This is a genomic window from Cryobacterium sinapicolor, assembly GCF_004403465.1.
Classification (GTDB): domain Bacteria; phylum Actinomycetota; class Actinomycetes; order Actinomycetales; family Microbacteriaceae; genus Cryobacterium; species Cryobacterium sinapicolor.
In genome coordinates this window covers 21,403-38,999 of sequence record NZ_SOGQ01000095.1, presented here as the reverse complement: position 1 = coordinate 38,999, position 17,597 = coordinate 21,403, and the positions used below count along the sequence as shown (strand labels likewise).

18 protein-coding genes and 1 pseudogene are annotated in these 17,597 nt (G+C 63.9%); 10 read left to right on the top strand and 9 right to left on the bottom strand.

The annotated features are described in order from the left end of the window. Nucleotides 1-421: 421 nt before the first annotated feature. Nucleotides 422-658 (bottom strand): annotated as a pseudogene (locus E3T28_RS16665) (hypothetical protein); the annotation flags it as partial. Nucleotides 659-666: 8 nt separating this feature from the next. Continuing rightward, nucleotides 667-858 (bottom strand): hypothetical protein, encoded by a 192-nt coding sequence (locus tag E3T28_RS16660; RefSeq protein ID WP_134433395.1) that lies wholly within the window; start codon nt 856-858, stop codon nt 667-669. Nucleotides 859-972: 114 nt separating this feature from the next. Between E3T28_RS16660 and E3T28_RS16655 the strand changes: the two genes are divergently transcribed. Then, complete coding sequence (locus E3T28_RS16655; protein ID WP_134433393.1) at nt 973-2,178, top strand: Fic family protein; 1,206 nt, start codon at nt 973-975, stop codon at nt 2,176-2,178. Nucleotides 2,179-2,893: 715 nt separating this feature from the next. Here E3T28_RS16655 and E3T28_RS16650 read toward each other — a convergent pair. Continuing rightward, nucleotides 2,894-4,618 (bottom strand): formate--tetrahydrofolate ligase, encoded by a 1,725-nt coding sequence (locus E3T28_RS16650; protein WP_198417225.1) that lies wholly within the window; start codon nt 4,616-4,618, stop codon nt 2,894-2,896. 141 nt (nt 4,619-4,759) lie between these two features. Continuing rightward, nucleotides 4,760-6,661, bottom strand: coding sequence for an ABC transporter ATP-binding protein (locus E3T28_RS16645; protein WP_134433391.1), 1,902 nt, complete (start codon nt 6,659-6,661; stop codon nt 4,760-4,762). A 190-nt stretch (nt 6,662-6,851) separates the two neighbouring features. On the opposite strand from E3T28_RS16645, the gene E3T28_RS16640 reads away from it, so the two are divergent. Together E3T28_RS16640 and E3T28_RS16635 are read left to right on the top strand one after the other, a co-directional pair. Then, nucleotides 6,852-7,877 carry a hypothetical protein gene (locus E3T28_RS16640; RefSeq protein WP_134433389.1) on the top strand — a complete coding sequence of 342 codons (1,026 nt, stop codon included), beginning with the start codon at nt 6,852-6,854 and terminating at the stop codon, nt 7,875-7,877. 43 nt (nt 7,878-7,920) lie between these two features. After that, nucleotides 7,921-8,496, top strand: a complete 576-nt coding sequence (locus tag E3T28_RS16635) for a helix-turn-helix domain-containing protein (protein ID WP_198417224.1) — start codon at nt 7,921-7,923, stop codon at nt 8,494-8,496. Between the two features lie 340 nt (nt 8,497-8,836). On the opposite strand, the gene E3T28_RS16630 is transcribed toward E3T28_RS16635, so the two are convergent. From E3T28_RS16630 to E3T28_RS16620, 3 genes are all read right to left on the bottom strand, one after another. After that, a complete protein-coding gene (locus E3T28_RS16630; protein WP_134433385.1) occupies nt 8,837-9,430 on the bottom strand; it encodes a dihydrofolate reductase family protein in 594 nt (197 codons plus the stop codon). A gap of 231 nt (nt 9,431-9,661) precedes the next feature. Further along, nucleotides 9,662-9,958: a HigA family addiction module antitoxin gene (locus E3T28_RS16625; RefSeq protein WP_370260412.1), complete on the bottom strand. Its 297-nt coding sequence runs from the start codon at nt 9,956-9,958 to the stop codon at nt 9,662-9,664. A gap of 9 nt (nt 9,959-9,967) precedes the next feature. Beyond that, nucleotides 9,968-10,195: a type II toxin-antitoxin system RelE/ParE family toxin gene (locus E3T28_RS16620; protein WP_277613378.1), complete on the bottom strand. Its 228-nt coding sequence runs from the start codon at nt 10,193-10,195 to the stop codon at nt 9,968-9,970. On the opposite strand from E3T28_RS16620, the gene E3T28_RS17115 reads away from it, so the two are divergent. Further along, nucleotides 10,196-10,786, top strand: coding sequence for a hypothetical protein (locus tag E3T28_RS17115; RefSeq protein ID WP_166787076.1), 591 nt, complete (start codon nt 10,196-10,198; stop codon nt 10,784-10,786). Nucleotides 10,787-11,474: 688 nt separating this feature from the next. Continuing rightward, entirely contained in the window at nt 11,475-11,738 is a 264-nt protein-coding gene (locus tag E3T28_RS16605; protein ID WP_198417223.1) for a histidine phosphatase family protein, read from the top strand. Between the two features lie 458 nt (nt 11,739-12,196). On the opposite strand, the gene E3T28_RS16600 is transcribed toward E3T28_RS16605, so the two are convergent. Further along, nucleotides 12,197-12,877 carry a TetR/AcrR family transcriptional regulator C-terminal domain-containing protein gene (locus tag E3T28_RS16600; protein ID WP_198417222.1) on the bottom strand — a complete coding sequence of 227 codons (681 nt, stop codon included), beginning with the start codon at nt 12,875-12,877 and terminating at the stop codon, nt 12,197-12,199. 80 nt (nt 12,878-12,957) lie between these two features. Here E3T28_RS16600 and E3T28_RS16595 point away from each other — a divergent pair, with 80 nt between their 5' ends. The 3 genes from E3T28_RS16595 (at nt 12,958) to E3T28_RS16585 (ending at nt 15,607) form a co-directional block, all read left to right on the top strand. After that, on the top strand, nt 12,958-13,533 hold the full coding sequence (locus E3T28_RS16595) for a DUF4386 domain-containing protein (RefSeq protein ID WP_134433377.1): 576 nt from the start codon (nt 12,958-12,960) through the stop codon (nt 13,531-13,533). A gap of 144 nt (nt 13,534-13,677) precedes the next feature. After that, nucleotides 13,678-14,646 carry an NAD(P)-dependent alcohol dehydrogenase gene (locus E3T28_RS16590; protein WP_134433375.1) on the top strand — a complete coding sequence of 323 codons (969 nt, stop codon included), beginning with the start codon at nt 13,678-13,680 and terminating at the stop codon, nt 14,644-14,646. A 448-nt stretch (nt 14,647-15,094) separates the two neighbouring features. Continuing rightward, nucleotides 15,095-15,607, top strand: coding sequence for a LysM peptidoglycan-binding domain-containing protein (locus E3T28_RS16585; protein WP_134433373.1), 513 nt, complete (start codon nt 15,095-15,097; stop codon nt 15,605-15,607). Between the two features lie 70 nt (nt 15,608-15,677). Here E3T28_RS16585 and E3T28_RS16580 read toward each other — a convergent pair whose 3' ends face one another. Beyond that, on the bottom strand, nt 15,678-16,295 hold the full coding sequence (locus tag E3T28_RS16580; RefSeq protein ID WP_241979416.1) for a phosphotransferase: 618 nt from the start codon (nt 16,293-16,295) through the stop codon (nt 15,678-15,680). Nucleotides 16,296-16,842: 547 nt separating this feature from the next. Here E3T28_RS16580 and E3T28_RS16575 point away from each other — a divergent pair. After that, nucleotides 16,843-17,319, top strand: coding sequence for a DUF2975 domain-containing protein (locus tag E3T28_RS16575; protein WP_134433369.1), 477 nt, complete (start codon nt 16,843-16,845; stop codon nt 17,317-17,319). Further along, a complete protein-coding gene (locus tag E3T28_RS16570) occupies nt 17,319-17,591 on the top strand; it encodes a helix-turn-helix domain-containing protein (RefSeq protein ID WP_134433367.1) in 273 nt (90 codons plus the stop codon). Before E3T28_RS16575 ends, E3T28_RS16570 begins: the two co-directional genes overlap by 1 nt. Nucleotides 17,592-17,597: the final 6 nt, after the last annotated feature.

Genomic DNA, 17,597 nt, shown 5'->3' with positions numbered 1-17,597 from the left:
GGTCATCGACGAGGCGGTGATCCTCCCCGAACTCGCCGCCGCCTAAACTAAAACAGCTGACCCGCACGGTGTTGAGAAACTCCACCACTCAGCGGGACGTGACCCGGTCCCGTCGACTGAGCCTGGTGGTTTCGTTTTGTCTGGGCGGAGAACTCCGGGCGGGTAGGTGTCCGTGTAGGGGTTGTGCCATTCGCGATCTCGGCGTCGCACCAGAGCGACCGCGGGTTCGCCACGGGACTCGCTCTTCGCGTCGGCTTTGATCTTGTCGCTGATGAACGCTGCGATCTTGCGGAGGTTGAAGTTTGTCAGCAGCATCGTCACGATTATCTGGGCAGCTCCGAGTCCGCGCACCCGGCGTCGTCCCGCGGATTCGATGTCTTCGGTTCCGCCGGCTCTGACTTGGGCGTTGAGGGATTCAATGGAGTTGCGGGCGGCGGTGCCAGAAGGGTGGCACGACGGATGCCGGGAGCCCGTAGGTCCGTCGTATCCAGTTCACCCACCGGTTGAGTTCGATCCACTCTGTTTCGGCGTCGTCTGCGTTGAGGAGATTCCAATTGATCGGATGCGGCGGCTCAGCCGAGAGTGGCCCCTCGAGTTCGTCTTCGCCGAATGAGGCACTCTGGTCGCCGGCCGCCCAGTCGACCAGGGATTCTGCCATCGTTGGCCTCACATTCCGAGCACAGCAGAGCCGACGCGGGCGTGCTCCGCCTCGAGCAGAACTGCCTTCAGGGCGGCTAGAGCATCCCGTTCGGTGCCTGCAACTGAGCGGCGGTTTCGGTCGACGTCGTAGTTGGTGCGTGCGAGGTCGTGGAAGCTTGGCTCGAGAACGGTGAAGCGGCCGCGGGCTGCGCGCGACACACCTGCTCGGAAGTACCCCTCCGCCAGGCGCTGAAGGAGGTAATCACCACTGTTCGTGCGCTAATTCGTGTTAAGTAGTAACAAAGACCATCAAGGCGCGATAAAGTTGTGGTTATGAACGCTGCGATCACCAACACCGTTTGGCCTCCACACGGGGTTGAGACTCTGCCCTGGCGTCAGCAGGTACGTGGCGGCACGCGTGAAGACCGAGTGCTGAGTTCCGTCGACGCGACAATCCCGCCACTGATCGAGACGCTCGACTACATGCCGCCTCTGGCAGTGTTGCTGCAAACCGAGAAAGCCCTCCTTGCCGTCGCGCAGGCTGACACTGACGCGGAAGGCCATTCCGCGGCACTGAGCCGTTTCATGGTGCGTTCGGAATCTGTGGCCTCCTCGAAGATCGAGCGCATCTCTGCATCGGCGCTGGACTACGCCCAAGCGGTTGCAGGCAACCGGGGCAATGCCTCTGCGATGAGCATGGTCGCCGCCTCGGCTGCGCTTCATGAACTCATCACCACCGTTGAGCAGCACGGCCATTTCGAGCTGGAGCACATTACGAGCGCACACCGCGCACTGATGGCGGATGACCCCGCCGAGGGTAGCTACGCAGGTCGTCTGCGGGACATGCAGAACTGGATCGGCGGAAGCGATTACTCACCCCGGGATGCCCTCCACGTGCCGCCGGCGCCTGCGCGAGTTGCTGAGCTGATGACAGACCTGGTGGCGTACCTCAACCGCGACGACGTTCCAGTGATGGTGCAGGCCGCAATCGGCCACGCCCAGTTCGAGTCCATCCACGCCTTCACCGACGGCAACGGTCGCATCGGACGTGCGCTGGTATCCGCTGTGCTGCGTCGCCGCGGCGTCACCCGTAACGCCGTTGTGCCTCTGGCCAGTGGTCTTCTCGCCCGCCGCGACGACTACTTCGCATCGCTCGGCGCCTACCGCCGCGGCGACCCCGCGCTGCTAATTGGCTTGTTCGCGCACTCAGCGCGTGCTGCTGCCGACTGCTCTCGCGGCACCATCGCTCGTCTGAAGGCGATGCCCGATGCTTGGGCAGCAGAGCTGCGCCCTCGTGCCGGATCCGCGGCCGCCGCACTGATTCAGGCGTTCTATGACCACCCAGTGATGAGTGCAGCCGAGATCGAGGCACGGTCCGGCTCCGTTGCTTCCCAGGCGTACCGGGCGATCGACCAGCTCACTCGAGCCGGGTACATCCAGGAAATCACCGGTCGCAAAAGGAACCGCGTGTGGGCTGCGTCAGAGGCGCTGGCCGAGCTGGATGATCTTGACCGACGCATCCAGGCCGCGATGGAGTGAAAATGAGCTTCGAGAACACGGAAACGACGGGGGAATCGCGCGGCTGAGCGTCGCGCTGAACGCCTAAGAAGGTGGCCGGCGCGTGGCTGGCCGGGAGCGGCCGGGCCGACATGAGCATCACAACGAGGGCTGGCTCAGGTGGTCGGACAGGCCGGCCGGACCAACCGAACAGAAGCGCGGGTTGCATGGCGTCGGCGTTCGACGTCGACCAGCTCGGTCACGCCAAGCGATGCGTGGCTCAGCATTCTGGTGACTCACGGGGCGCCGACCAGCGAGCGCCTGATCGGAAGCGACGCTTTTGGAGCTATTCACCGACGACGAGGAATCGCAGGCTGCTGCCAGATGGAGCGATAGCTCCAGCTGCTGCCGCAGCCCAAGCGGCGGCTGACGCTCAGGCGGCGGACGATGCGCGCGTTGCGGCAGAGGAGCGAGCTGCCTCTGCCCCCGCTCCGGTGAGCCCCCGCCGTCCTCGGGGAGCGCCGATAAGTACACGGGGTGTCGAGCCAATGGTCCTAACGGCACGTCAATCGACGACAAGGGGCGCCGGTACACCAAGATTCCGTGTTAGGCGCTGCGGCATTCCGGCAGACGGCGTCAGAGATGATGGTCTTGTGAGCAACGGCGGCGTGACAGCCTTCGAGTTCGTGAGCGGGGAAGGCTTCATCGAGAAGCCCGCCGTGCCTGGCCGGGTCCGCCGATCAGGACAACCCGACGATCAGGACAACCCGACGATCTCGCCGTTGTCGTCGATGTCGATGCGTTCGGCTGCCGGTGTGGACGAGAGACCAGGCATGGTGCGCATGTCGCCGCAGATGGGATAGATGAACCCGGCCCCGATCGACGCACGCACCTCACGCACCGGCAGTCGCCACCCGGTGGGTGCTCCCTTGATTTTGGGGTCGGCCGTCAGGGACAGGTGTGTCTTGGCGATGCACACCGGCAGGCTGCCGAAGCCTGCCCGCTCGTACTTGTCGAGTTGCCGAGCTGCCAGAGGCGAGAGGTCCAAGCCGTCGGCGCCGTACATCTCGCGCGCGATCACATCAATCTTGTCGACCAAGGGAAGTTCGTCGGGGTAGAGCCGGTGGAAGCTCGACGGTTCAGCGCAGGCCTCCGCAACCGCCTCGGCCAGCTCGACCGCACCCCTGCCGCCTTCGGTGAAGTGGTAGCTGATCGCCGCGCGCACACCTTCCTCTGCCGCGACGTCCATGATCGCTTGATGCTCACTGTCGTAGTCGGTGGGAAATGCGTTCACCGCAATGACCGGCGTCACTCCGTGCCGTCGAATGTTGGCGATCTGCCGGCGCAGGTTCGCTGCCCCGGCGATGACGTCGTCGGGATTCTCGGCGAGCATCTCCGGTGGCAGCGGTAGGCCGGCGACGACCCGGTACTTGTTCGAGTGAGTTTTCAGGTCACGCACGGTCGCGACGATGACGGCGGCATCCGGCGCCAGCCCGGAGGCACGGCACTTGATATTAAAGAACTTTTCCGCGCCGATGTCTGCACCGAACCCCGCCTCGGTGATGAGGTAGTCGCCGGCATGGATGCCGATCAGGTCGGCGAGCACCGAGGAGTTACCGGTGGCGATGTTCCCGAACGGACCACTGTGGACGAGCACTGGCGTCTGCTCCACGGTCTGCATCAGGTTCGGCTTGATGGCGTCCGTGAGTATCGCGGTCATGGCGCCGGCCGCCTTGAGCATCTCGGCGGTCACCGGTTCGCCGCCGCGGTTGTAGCCGACGACGATTCCTCCCATCCGTTCACGGAGATCCCGCAACGACGTGCACAGCGACAACAACGCCATCACCTCGCTGGCTGCGGAGATGTCGAAACCGGATTGGAACGGGTTGCCGTCGTCAGGACCGCCGAGCCCGGTGATGATGGTGCGCAGCTCGCGATCGTTGACGTCGAGGACACGTCGCCAGGTGATCTCATGGGGGTCGAACCCGAGACCGTTTCCCTTGTGGATGTGGTTGCCGATCATCGCCGACAGTAGATTATGGGCCGCGGTAACGGCGTGGGTGTCGCCGGTCAGGTGCAGGTTCAGTGCCTCCATCGGGACCACCTGAGCGTAGCCGCCACCAGCGGCTCCGCCCTTGATGCCGAACGTCGGCCCCATCGACGGCTGCCGTATCGCGACGATCCCGAGCTTGTCGATGTGCCGGAAGCCCTGACCGAGCCCGACCGCGGTGGTCGTCTTGCCCGACCCGAGTGGAGTCGGCGTGATTGCGGTGACGACGACATACTTGGCCCGTGGACGGTCACGGAGCTCATCGATCGCATCGAGGGAGATCTTCGACGCCGCACTTCCGTACGGTTCCAGCAGGTGTGGACCGATGCCCATGTCGGCTGCAACCTCTTCGAGCGGGCGACGGGCCGCAGCGCGCGAGATAGCGAGATCTGACGGCATGGCCGTGGTGATTGATCGAGATGGCTTGACCATGGTGCCTCCTCAGCGCCTCAGCGCCTCTGGGGCCTGGTGACCCAAGCGTACTGTCAGGCCAGTCGTCATCAGTTCCCATTAAACGAAACGTGATGAGGCGACTGTCCGAGGCGCTCGGGGGAGGGGCACCGAGCTCAGCGACTAGGTCCGGCTCAGCGCTTCCTCATCGGCCGCAACATCCTTCTGCAGTGCGAACTGGGTCCGGTGCAATTCTTCGTACCGCCCACCCACAGCCAGCAGTTCCTCGTGCGTACCGCGCTCCACGATCGAGCCGTCCTCAACCACGAGGATCAGGTCCGCGTTGCGGATGGTGGAGAGGCGGTGTGCGATCACCATCGCCGTCCGTCCCTTGAGCGCCTCGCTGAGCGCCGCCTGCACGGCGGCCTCAGACGTCGAATCCAGCGCCGCCGTCGCCTCGTCGAGGATGACGACGCGCGGCTGGGCGAGGAGGAGCCTCGCGATGGTCATCCGCTGGCGCTCACCCCCGGACAGCCGGTAGCCACGCTCTCCCACCATGGTGTCCAGCTGGTCCGGCAGGGACCGGATGAGCGGCTCGAGCCGCGCGCGGCGGACGGCGTCCCACACCTCGTCGTCGGACGCCTCCGGCCTCGCGAGGCGCAGATTGGAGAGGATGGTCTCGTGGAACAGGTGGCCGTCCTGCGTCACCATGCCCAGGCTGTGCCGCATGGAGACGAAAGTGACATCGCGGACATCCGTCCCCGCGAGGCGCACGGCGCCGCTGTCGACGTCATACAGGCGCGAGAGGAGCTGCGCAATTGTGGACTTGCCGGCACCGGACGTACCAACGAGGGCAACGGTCTGCCCCGGCTCGATCCTGAAGGACACGCCGTGCAGCACCTCCTCGCCGCCGCGGGTGTCCAGCGTGGAAACCTCCTCGAGAGAGGCGAGGGAGACTTTGTCCGCGGACGGGTAGGCGAAGCGGACGTTGTCGAACTCGACGGCCACTGGGCCTTCGGGGACGGCGACGGCGTCGGGCTTCTCTTTGATGAGCGGGTCGAGGTCCAGCACCTCGAAGACGCGCTCGAAGCTGACCACCGCGCTCATGATCTCTACCCGTGCGTTTGCGAGGCTGGTGAGCGGCGCGTAGAGGCGGGTGAGGAGGAGCGCCAGGGTGACCACGTCTCCGGTGTTCAGCTGGCCGTCGAGGGCGAGGGAGCCGCCGAGCCCATACACGAGCGCGAGGGCGAGAGCGGAGACGAGCATCAGTGCGGTGAAGAAGACGAACTGCAGCATCGCGGTCCGGACCCCGATGTCGCGGACGCGGGCGGCGCGGACGCGGAACTCCTCGGCCTCCTCGTCGGGCCGGCCGAACAGCTTGACGAGGGTGGCGCCGGGCGCTGAGAAGCGCTCGGTCATCTGCGTGCTCATGGCGGAATTGTGATCGGCGGCCTCGCGGCGCAGCGCAGCGAGGCGGCTGCCCATGCGGCGCGCGGGTACCAGGAAGATGGGGAGCATGATCATGGCGAGAACCGTCACGAGCCAGGACGTGCTGAGCATGACGATCAGGGTGAGGGTCAGCGCCACGAGGTTCGTGACCACGCCGGACAGCGTACCGCTGAAGGCCTGCTGGGCGCCGATCACATCGTTGTTGAGGCGGCTCACGAGGGCGCCCGTCCGCGTGCGGGTGAAGAACGCGATCGGCATCTTCTGCACGTGGTTGAAGACGGAGGTGCGGAGGTCCAGGATCACGCCTTCGCCGATCCGCGCCGAGTACCAGCGCGTCACGAGTGACACGGCGGCGTCGGCCACGGCCACGAGGGCGATGACGACGGCGATCCAAACGATCGTGGTGACCTCGCCCTGGGCGACGATGACGTCGACCACCTGGCCGGCGAGTACCGGCGTCGCGACCGCGAGGAAAGCTCCCACGATGGAGAGGGCGATGAAGATCAGCAGCTTGGACCGGTAGGGCACCGCGAACGTCATGATCCGCCGCACGGACTCACGGGAGATGCCGTGCTTGCCGTCCCTGGCGGTAGAGATCTTGTACAGCGAGCTCCAGGCCGCGCCTTCCATGCTCATTGAGGGTCCTTCCGTGGGCAAACGACCAGTTTAGATGGCGAGTTGCCCGAGCTTTGCGACGCGGCTGCCGAGGTGACGCGCGGTGGCGCGTCCGTTGTGTTGCTCGCGACTCTATAACCTGTAGTGATTCCTGGGGCTATAAGTTATAGTCGTGTATTGAACTTCACCTTATAGGAAGCCGACCAGAGCCATGAGAGCAGTGACTGCCTCGGAGGGCCTCAACCTCCTCACCGCGCTGGGCGTGAACGTCCTGGTCTTGGACGCGGACACCGTGACCCTCACTCTGTCCGGCAGCCGCATCATTGCCCGCGTGCACGTGCGCCGTTCACCCCCCTCTCGCTGGGACATCCAACGCGATGTTGAATCCGGCCGTTCACGGGGCCCTGCCCCCGACATCTTTCTCTACGTGGTCCCGAAAGCGAGTGTAGGACTGGCCGAGGCCGCCCTAGCTGACTCAGGGATTGCGGTCGTGTCGCTGGAGGACGGGGTTGTCATTCTTGTGGGCAAGAGGGAAGACGACACGCTGCGAGGGGCGCTCTCCTCCGACCGCGGACCTGGGACAGGACGGGGGCGTGTCGCGTGGGGTCGATTCGCCCTGCTCCGGGTGCTCCTCCGCACGTCACGACCGAGAACTCAGATGGACCTCGCCGCAGAGTGCGGCGTGTCCCAGGTGACCGTTTCCAACGGTCTCCGCGCACTCGATACTGCTGTGGTTCGCGACGAGGGCGGCTGGCGGGCAGCGCGGCCGGAGACCCTGTGGGACCGATTCCTGGCGGAGTATCCGGGGCCGCAGGGCATTTCCAGTTACTGGTTGAGTCTGGACGCCATCGTGCGTCAGGCGCAGACGCTTCGGGATGCTGCCGCCAAGCTGGACGTCATCGTGTCGGGGGACCCGGCCGCTGATCTGGTCGCCCCGTGGCGGGTGGCCCGCCGTGCGGTTGTTTACGCACGGACAGGTCTGGATCTGGCTCGACTCGGCTTCTCCGAGACCACGCCGGAGAGCGCCACCCTCGAATACGTCGTTCCGGCGGACCCCACGATCTGGTCGACCGCCAGGGCGTGGACGTCAATGGTGTCCGGCTGGACGGCCGACCCGGTTCTCGTGGCGTGGGACGTCCAGCGGACTGGGGGGCCCGACGCGGCTGCCGCGGTCGAGAGAACCCGGCGAACGGTTCTGGACGGCTTTCAGGCACGGGTTGCATCGAGCACGCGCTAAAATATGATGTACGAGTCATATTGGATATAAGACGGAAACGATTGTGGCAGCCTCATCTACTCTCGTCCGCGCCGCTCGCCGGAGCAAACACCTCACTCAGGCGAGACTCGCAGAGCTAACCGGCATTGACCAGGCCAGCGTCTCCCATCATGAGCGTGGACGGGATGCGGCCTACAGTACGGTCGATCGGCTGCTCGCCGGCGCCGGACACCGCCTGTATGCCGCTCCCACGCGTCGTGATGACGCTGCCAGCGCGGCAGAGGCGATCAGAGAGTATCTTCGAGCGAAGGATGCAGACCGCGCGCTCCGGGCTTTGCTTCAGTTGAACGATAATCTCACCGCCGAACGCGGACTCGTTCGAGGAATCCTTGGGCTGACGGAGCCGGAACCCACCGGCGATCTTATGTGGGATGCCGCCATCGCGGCTCTCGTGGCATGGCGGCTCAATCAAGAGAACATCCCGCTGCCTGGATGGGTCAACAACCCCGAGCGCGCACTGACTGAACCAATTGTGTTCCGGGTCGACCCGGCCGACCCCGCGCCCGAACGTGATGACGTGCCGAAAGAGTTCGCCGAACGCGGCGTTCTTGCCTGGGCAGATACCTTCGCGAGCGTCTGATGTTCGGCACCGCGCTGGACCGCAACGCGATCATCATCGGCCTCCGTGATCTCGTCGCCGAGCTTCGTAATTCGGGTGAGGTGGCCGGCATCCGGCTCGTGGGCGGTGCGGGCACTCGCCCTGTGCTACTTCGATCGGGGGACCACGCAAGACCTGGATGTCCTTCACGTCCGCCCCGGCTCGGACGATTCCGTCGCTGCCGCCGCAGAACGAGTCGCACTGAAGCATGGGTGGGACGCAAAGTGGCTGAACGAGCGGGATGCCCACCACGCCGTTCGGCGTGATCGTCTCCACGGCACTGTCCGGCTGCTGATCGCCGTCAGGGCCCACAAAGTGACCCCTAACGTGCCCCGCGCACCGCGTACCGGTGCATCGTCACTCCTTGGTCGAACGAATCCTGTTCCAAGAGGTCGAGCTCGAGAGGCTGGTCGAGAGCGTCGAAGAGCGGCCGGCCGGCTCCGAGCACGACAGGGTGTGTGAACAGCAAGAGCTCGTCGAGCAGGTGAGCCCGCATCAGCTGGGTGGCGAGGTTCGCGCCACCGATGCCGATTTCTCCATCCGTCTCCTGTCGCAGCACGGCGAGCTGTTCGATCGCGTTGTCGTCGCCGATGATGCGCGTGTTGTGTTCGGCCGTGGTGCGCGTGCGCGAGACGAGCACCTTGGGTTTGTCCGTCCAGATCTCGCCGTACGCGCGCAGGAAGCCCGGAAGGGATTCGTCTGTGCGCGCGTTCGGCCAGAACGGATCCATCATCTCGAAGACTTTGCGGCCCTGAACCATCATCGCCAGCGCCCGCGCGCGAGCGTTGAATTCGCGATGCAGCGGCTCGCCCAGGCGGATCCAACTGGGCCCTCCGATGTCACCGTGCTCACCCACCTCGCGCTCGATGAAGAGATCAAGCGAGACATTCATCCAGTAAACGAACCGGCCGGCCATGACCACTCCCTTCGCCGAGCCACGATTGCAGGGACTCCTACACGCTAGCTTTCTGAATCAGCGATGGGCGGGCTCGGCACCACCCTACAACTCGCCCCCGGCTCCACGGCGACCGCCTTTGTTGGTCCGCAAGACGGACCTCGACGGACGCAGATTCAGCGCCAAGTCACGAAGATTCCGAAGTCTCGGGGGAGTGGTGTTTGGGAACCCTCAACGGGCGCATCGGCCTCGCTAGGCGCTCAGGAGTGACCGGATCTGGTTGAGCTCTCCCGCGTGAGCAGCAGATTGCACGTCAAGGTCGTATCGGGTCTGGAGGTTCATCCAAAATCGATCCGTTGTGTCGAGTGCTCGTGACAGCCGAAGGGCGGTGTCCGGGCTGATACCTCGCTTACCGTGAACGATCTCGTTGATGCGGCGCGGGGGCACGGCGATTGCCTGGGCAAGACGGTATTGGCTGATGCCAAGCGGAGTGAGGAATTCTTCGAGAAGAATCTCGCCGGGGTGAATGGGCTCGTGTGCGGCAGTCACAATATCTCCTCAGTGATAGTCGGTGATTTCGACATCTATTGGCCCAGCGGGTGTCCACGTGAAGCAGATGCGCCATTGGTCGTCGACTCGGATGCTGTGTTGGCCTTTTCGGTTGCCCTGCAGCTGTTCGAGGCGGTTGCCCGGTGGAACGCGCAGGTCATTGATGGTTTCAGCGGCGTCGAGTATCAGTAACTTTCGATTCGCGATTCGCTGCAAGTCGGGGCCAAACCTGCGCACATGGACCCGCTGCCAGACAGGCTCAGTGTCTTTTTCTGCGAACGTCTGGATCACACCATTAGCATAACGCTCAGCGTTATTATCGTCAATCGTTATCAATTCCAGGCAGGGCACGTGGACGACCTCGACGAACGCCAGGTCGCGGTCTGGATGAAACGACTCACGTCCGTACCGGGCATCGGGGGCAAAAAAGCGTTGACCTACTGCTTGCAGGTTGAAATCGAGGGCACCAAGCAGGTCGTTTCGCCTGTTTACCCTGGACGTTCCGCGACCATATCCGTCACCCCGAACTGGCGGGGGAGTCATAGCGCCAGTTACGGAACGACGGCCTATAGAAATCGCTGCGGGCCGGAACGAGTAGGTTGTGGCTATGCGTATCAGGGGGTTTCGAGGGGCGAGTGCGGTTCTGGCGGCGGCTTGTTTGGCGGTGGCGATGATCGGATGTTCTGGGTCGGTACCGGAATCTGGTGGACCGGTTTCTGCGCCGACGATGACCGTAACAATAACTCCGACTCCGACTCCGACTCCGACTCCGACTCCGACTCCGACTCCGACTCCGACTCCGACTCCGACCCCGACGCTGATCCCTGAAACCGATACATGCGACAACGCTTTCACCGCTGACCTGAATTCGAAAATGGCGACGGACGGACTCACTTTTCGTGATGACGGCCCCGGCGGTGAACTGGACTCAGTGGTCGGAGCTGACGGCCTGCGCTGCGAGTGGACGAAACCGCAGACGGACCTGACCGTTCGGTACGCGAACTGGACCCGGGATATGCCGGCTTGGGATGTTCTGAGAGCTCAGCTTCTAGCTGACGGGTACACCGAGACCGGCCCGTGGTCGGTCAGCCGGCCGACACCGGAGTTCGACTCCGCGTACCGGTACCGCGACGGCGTCATCCACTACGCGAGCCCAGCCCGTTTCATTGGGTGGGTGACTGCACTGCAATAGGAGGTGGCGCTCACGGATGCTGCCACGCCGACTCCATCATCTCGTAGGTCACCCGGCCGAATTGGAGGGCATCGGCTCGCTCCAACTGAGCGGTCCAGCAGCGCATCGACTGGTGCGGGGGAGTCTGCCTCGCGAGGGCCGAGGGTAATCGGCCCCGCCGTGTCGCAGGGGTGAACACTGGCCTCTGCAGCAATTAATGACTTCCATGAGAACCGCGGCGCGATACTACTGTTGCCGTATGTTCACGAGCGAGCCGCTGCCCAGCCACCCCGCTCCGGATGACCCGTCGGGGAAGCTGGTTCTCTTGCGCCATGGGGAGACGGAGTGCTCGCTGGCCTTCAAGCGGAGGTCGATCCGTTTCTCGTTGAGTGGGACTACGGCGGGTACGAGGGGCGTACGACGTGGGACATCCGCAGCGAACTCGGCTACAACTGGAGCGCATTCACCCACGGCGTGATTCGCGGTGAGGCGCCCGGCGAGACGGTCGAGGAGGTCGCCGCCCGCGCGTCGCGGGTGCTCACGCGGGTGCTGCCTGCGATGGTCGAGGGAGATGTCGCTCTGATCGCGCACGGCTCCTGCGCATTCTGACCGCCGTGTACCTGAGAATGGCCCCTCGATTCGGTGCTCAAATCACCGGTTCCCTGTAAACACAAGGAGATCCGAGGGTTTTCGGAGACATTCAGCAATGACTGAATTAAGGCTTGTACCTTCAAGGGGTCGCAGGTTTAAATCCTGTCAGCCCACCAAGGGCCGTTCGCGAAACTCTTCACGAAACGGTCCGGTCGAAGCAAAAGGAAATCGCTCCTCAGACTTCTCAGGAGCGATTTCTGGTTACAGCGGATCTTGCGGCTCTTCGTGGCTGCGAATTCATGTTCAACGACGCCGCTCAGGCTGCTTTGTCTGTATTCACGCGCGTCGAATTGTCTCGAATGCTGGGTGATTTGTCCTCTCGGGCAGTACGTGGACCGTCGCGGGACGGTTAGGTCCGTAGCGGTGGTCCGCCGGTCTCATCCGATGGAAGGTGTTTGGCCTTGTCCGGCCGAACGTCACTGACTAAGAGAAACGGAGTCGCTGAGAAGGGCTACTTCGAGACCGTCGAGAATCAGTTCGAGACCGAAGTCAAATTCGTTACCTAAGGCGTATCCGGGCTGCAGGATCAGCGATACTGCCATCGCGGCGAGGTTTTTGAAGGAGTCGGCCATGGCTTCCTGCTGCGCCATAATGGCTTCGGTCGCGTCGCCGATGTCGCCGGACGGGTCGAGCGGCAGCGAGGCCTCCTGCTGGGCGAAGCCCAGCACGTAACTGTCCAGGATCGACATGGCGTGGCCCGTCATGGCCATCGAGAAGCCCGCAGCCGTTAAGCAGCCGATGACTGAATCGAGGTGACCGAGGGTCGCCGGCCCAGGGGATGTTCGGGCCTTCATGCTGATGGCCCAGGGATGCTGTGCCAGGACACTGCGCGTCGACCCCGCCCGCTTCCGCATGGCCGCCCGCCACTCGTCCCCAGCACTCGGCGTCGCGAATTCGGAGTGCACGATGTCGAGCATCCCGTCGAGAAGATCTTCCTTGTCCTTCAAATGGTAGTAGAGCGACATGGCCGTTATGTCGAGTGCGGCGGCCAGCTTGCGCATGCTGAGCGACTCGATCCCGTCGGCATCGGCCAGCGCCATGGCGACCCTGATCGCTCGCTCACGGGTGACCGGTGTTCTATCTTCAAGCTTCGCCATAGACACCACCATACGCCGTATGGTACTTTCGCACTATTCACCATACACCGTATGGTGCGACGACTGGAGATGAGAAACGTATGAGTAATCCACGCACAATTGCCCGCACCGTCGGCGCGCTGATGCTTGCCGCCTTTTTTCTTTACGGCACTGGAAGCGCTATCGCGACGACCGCTTCCCCCGGCGGGCTCCTCACCGCAGGAGTGGTGCTCATGGTGTTGAACTCGGTGGCCGTGATCGCGATCGGAGCTGTCATGCTTCCTGTCCTTCGGCCACACGCTCCAGGAATCGCGGCCAGCTACCTCGCCACCCGGATCTTCGAGGGTGGTTTTTTGGCGGTCGGCGCGGTCGCGCTACTCGCCGGCATGGGCGGCACCAACTTTCTTGCATACAACATTGCGATGGCGGGCCTTGGCGTCGGTAGCCTGCTGTTCTGCATTGCGCTCTACCGCTCACGCCTCGTGCCACGGTTCCTGGCCGTGTGGGGATTTATTGGCTACGCGTTATTCGCGGGCGGGTGCTTTCTCGAACTCGCCGGCGTAGTGGGTGCCGGCCTCGTTTCCACCGTTCCGGGTGGCCTGTTCGAGCTGTTCTTCGCCATTTGGCTCATTGTGCGGGGCTTTGGCACGACCGCAGCCGTAACGGCTCGGGCATGACCGTCCCCTGTCCCACAAAAGGCCAGCCGTGCTTGGGCACCGCTACGGCCCGGCCACCGGTGACGTCACCGCCGCCCGGCTGTGGGCAGCGTCGAAAGACGTTACCGGTATGCGGTACCGTGCAGCCGAACTAGGAGGCACATCTTGAAGGCAATAGTTCAGCGGGAATACGGCGACGTAGAAGTGCTCAAAGTGGAAGACATCGACCATCCGGTCGTTGGCCACAACGACGTTCTCGTCCGCGTGGTGGCCGCGAGCCTCAACCATGCCGACTGGATTCACATGTCGGGCATGCCGCTTGTCGCGCGATTGGCCTTCGGCATTCGAAGACCGAAAGCGATGACGCGGGGCAAGGATGTCGCGGGCGTCGTCGAGTCAGTCGGCACCAATGTCACGGCTTTCCGCCAGGGCGACGAGGTCTACGGAGAGCTCAGTTCAGGAACCTTTGCGGAGTACGTCGCCGCACCCGCCTCGCTTCTGGCGCGAAAGCCGGTCAATTTGACCTTCGAGCAAGCCGCCGCGGTGCCTCTGTCCGGGATGACAGCTTTGGTCGGCTTGCGCGATGCCGGTGCGGTGACCCCCGGTCAGCGGGTGCTGGTCAATGGGGCATCCGGGGGAGTGGGGACTTTTGCTGTGCAGATCGCGAAGGCGCTCGGCGCCGAGGTCACCGCCGTGAGCAGCGCCGCCAATGCTGCGCTCGTGCAATCACTCGGTGCCGACCACGTCGTCGATTACGGACGCGAGGACTTCACCCGTGGAACCGCTCAGCACGACGTCATCTTTGATCTGATCGGGAACCACACGCTGACCGAATTGCGCAGCGCACTCACTTCCAAGGGAGTCCTCGTGCTCTCCAGTGGCGCAGGCGGACGCGTGGTCGGGCCTATGGGGCGCATCCTCAAAGCCGTTGCCGTATCGCCATTCATTGACCAGAAACTCAAACCATTCACCCAGAACGGCAGCACGAAAACGCTGAACGAGCTACGCAACCTGATTGAGGCCGGGCGGGTGACCCCCGCAATCGATCGCATCTATGGGCTTGCCGAGGTGCCCGCTGCCATGCGGTACTTCGTCGACGAGCACGCCCGTGGAAAGGTCGCGATTTGCGTCTGATCTCGGAAGCGGATGGACCCGACCTCATTTAGGCGTTGCACCGGAGGACTTTGATGAGCAGCGCGGTGAGCCCCCCATCGGTCGCGAGCTAGGTGCGCCACGCATCCCACTGGACGGGCGTCAGCAGCCCAAAGAACCAATCGACATTGCGAGCAACCATACTCAGCCCATATGCAAACGTGGTGCTGGCCGTTGCCCCTCACCATGTGCTCGTCGACCGCAAAGCATCGAGAGCTCAGCGATCTGCTCATCGGCCCGCGGCATCCGGGCAATTCAGGCGACTGAAAAGTCCCCCTGCTTCGCCCGCAAGCCCAACCGCCAACGGGAGGGTTCATAGCGACCGGTGCGTCCGGTGGCGACGTCGGTCGAGCCATCTCGTCCCTCGGGCCCGCGGCGGGACCGGCGATGCGGCCGACTGCCATACTGGGCGCGGCGGGGAGGGGACCTGATGCCACGACTGACGACATCCGTTCTGGTGAGCATCGCTCTGGTGCTAGGGCTGGTGGCCTGCTCGCCCCCGACAACCCAGACACCACCGGTCGACACGGCCGTCCACACTGATGCGTCGGCCCCGCCCGACGGCGCGGTCGACGTCGTCATCCCCGACGGTGTCATCGGCACGGCCGAGCTCACGTCGGCTCCTGACGGCTGCGTGCTCACTCCCGGGGCGGTCGGCACGATCACCTGGGACCTGCCGGACAGCCGCCCCGGGCTGCTCGCCGTCGACACCGGCGCCCGGTTCGGAGCCGGCGGTGCCACCGCTTCAGCCGATGGTGCCCCGCTCTCCTACCGGGCGGTCGCCGACGACACGCTCAACGACATCGCCGAACGCTTCGGCATCACAGACGACGACCTCGGCTTCCTCAACCCGCTCACGAGTCGCCAGCTCCAGGCCGGTGACGATTTGAACCTCCAGGTGGCATTGCGTGGCGGCGCCTCGGTTTCCCCGCCTTGGGCCTGAACGCCGCTTCAGGGCATGAACCGCCGCCCAGGGGATAGTGGCCGTGTAGAAACTACCTGGATATCCGCGTTCACGGGGCCTGCAGGCTTGCGATCATGTCGATAAGTCGGTCGCGGTCGCGGCGGTACAGTGCGGCATGCTCCAGGAAATCTATGCGGCCAGTGTCGGCGGCCCGTTGATCCGTGAAAACGGCCAGATCCTCCATGCGGTCCGCTGCTGCCCGAAGAACGGCAGCCTGGTCAAACACATAGCCGTAGGAACGGATGAGCGCATCGAGCCGGCCCGGGCGAGCATCTCGTCCTGGCGCGTCAGGGTCTGAGTACTCGCCGAGCGGGACGAGTCGATATGCGAGGTAGGCGAGGTCCCAAATCCGTGGCCCGGGGGAGGCCATGTCAACGTCGATGAGACCCGTGATGTGCCCGTCTTGGAAAACCATGTTGTACGGTGCGACGTCGTTCAGGCACACCACCTGTATTGGTTCGTGTGCAGGCAACTGCCATTCAGCGGCCGCGTGCGCGAGGGGTGCGCTCGCGTCATGTACCCGTCGGAGCAAGGACCCAGCCTCATGCAGGATCGTCGGCGACCAGATCCAGCTGGGCAACGGGTAGTTGCCGACGACTCCCGGAAGGTAGGAGAGCACTCCTCGGCCCTGCTCGTCCAGGCCGAAGGGCTCAGGTACTTCCGTCACTCCCGCCGCGCGGAGTGTGGTCAGAAATTGATGGACCGCGGGAGTCCAAGGTCCCGCGGGGCGGCGAACGGTATCGCCCACCCGCACAACCACACTCGAGTTTCCGCCAGCCAGAACCTCTTCATCCATTCCTCCAACCTAAAGGGTTGTTAGCGGAACGCCTTGCTGGCGATTATCCGTGAACGTCAGCTTCTGCCGTTCTGGTTTTGTTCATGGTTCGGATCATCGCCACGTGCGGCCAGGCCTCGAGCCCTCGCGCAGGTTCTCTATCCATTCGAACGCTTATCGCCCGGCCCCAGTCACGTGTCAAGAAAGCACGTAAGCCGAGGTGCTCGTAGTATGGCGCGTCCACGGTTCGTCTCAGAATGTGGTCAGCGTCACGCCCGGGAGTCCCTGTTCCTAGCCCCAAGAATCAGCCACGGTCCCGGCCGAGCGGTCTTTGTGCTTTCAGCATGCGGTGAAGCCGCATGCTGCCGTGGCTTCCGTTATACGCTGGCGCGATGTATCGTTTGTCGATAGTAGTGTACTGATTATCGATAGGAATCACATGCACAAGGCAACCATCGTCTCATTGAAGGCCCTCATCGTCGCGATGATCGTCCTTCTCCTGGCCTGCCAGCTATTCATGGTCCCGGGGGTGGCGCGGCAGTCTGCCGAGATCTACGCAGACCTCCGCTATCTTCAGACGCCGGGCATCATCGTTGCCGTGCTCTTCCTACTCTGCGTGCAAGTCGTGCTCTTGTGCGTGTGGCGGCTCCTGTCGATGGTACGCACGTCCGTCATCTTCAGCGACGACGCGTTCGTATGGGTCGACGTCATCCTTGGCGCCATCGTCCTATCGACCCTCCTCATCGCCGTGTCGATGGCCACCCTCGCATCGGCGAATGTCGCCTCCCCATCGGTGATGCTGCTGTGCGCACTCGGCGTTGTCGTCGGCGCGGGACTCGCGCTGCTGATCCTGGTGCTCCGCGGACTCCTGCGCAACGCGCGACAACTGCAGCAGGACCTGTCGGAGGTGGTCTGATGCCCATCGTCATCAACCTCGACGTCGAACTCGCCAAGAAGAAGATGTCCGTCGCTGACTTCGCGGCCGCGATCGACATCACCCCGGTGAACGTATCTGTGCTCAAGAACGGCCGGGCCAAAGCGGTGCGCTTCTCGACCCTCGACGCGATCTGCCGCGTACTTGAGTGCCAGCCGGGCGATATCCTCATCTGGGTTCCGGACGGCTCAGGGCCAGATGCCTCGGATCCGCACAACCCGCCGCGAACGAGCGATGCGACGGAAGCCTCGTGAACACGC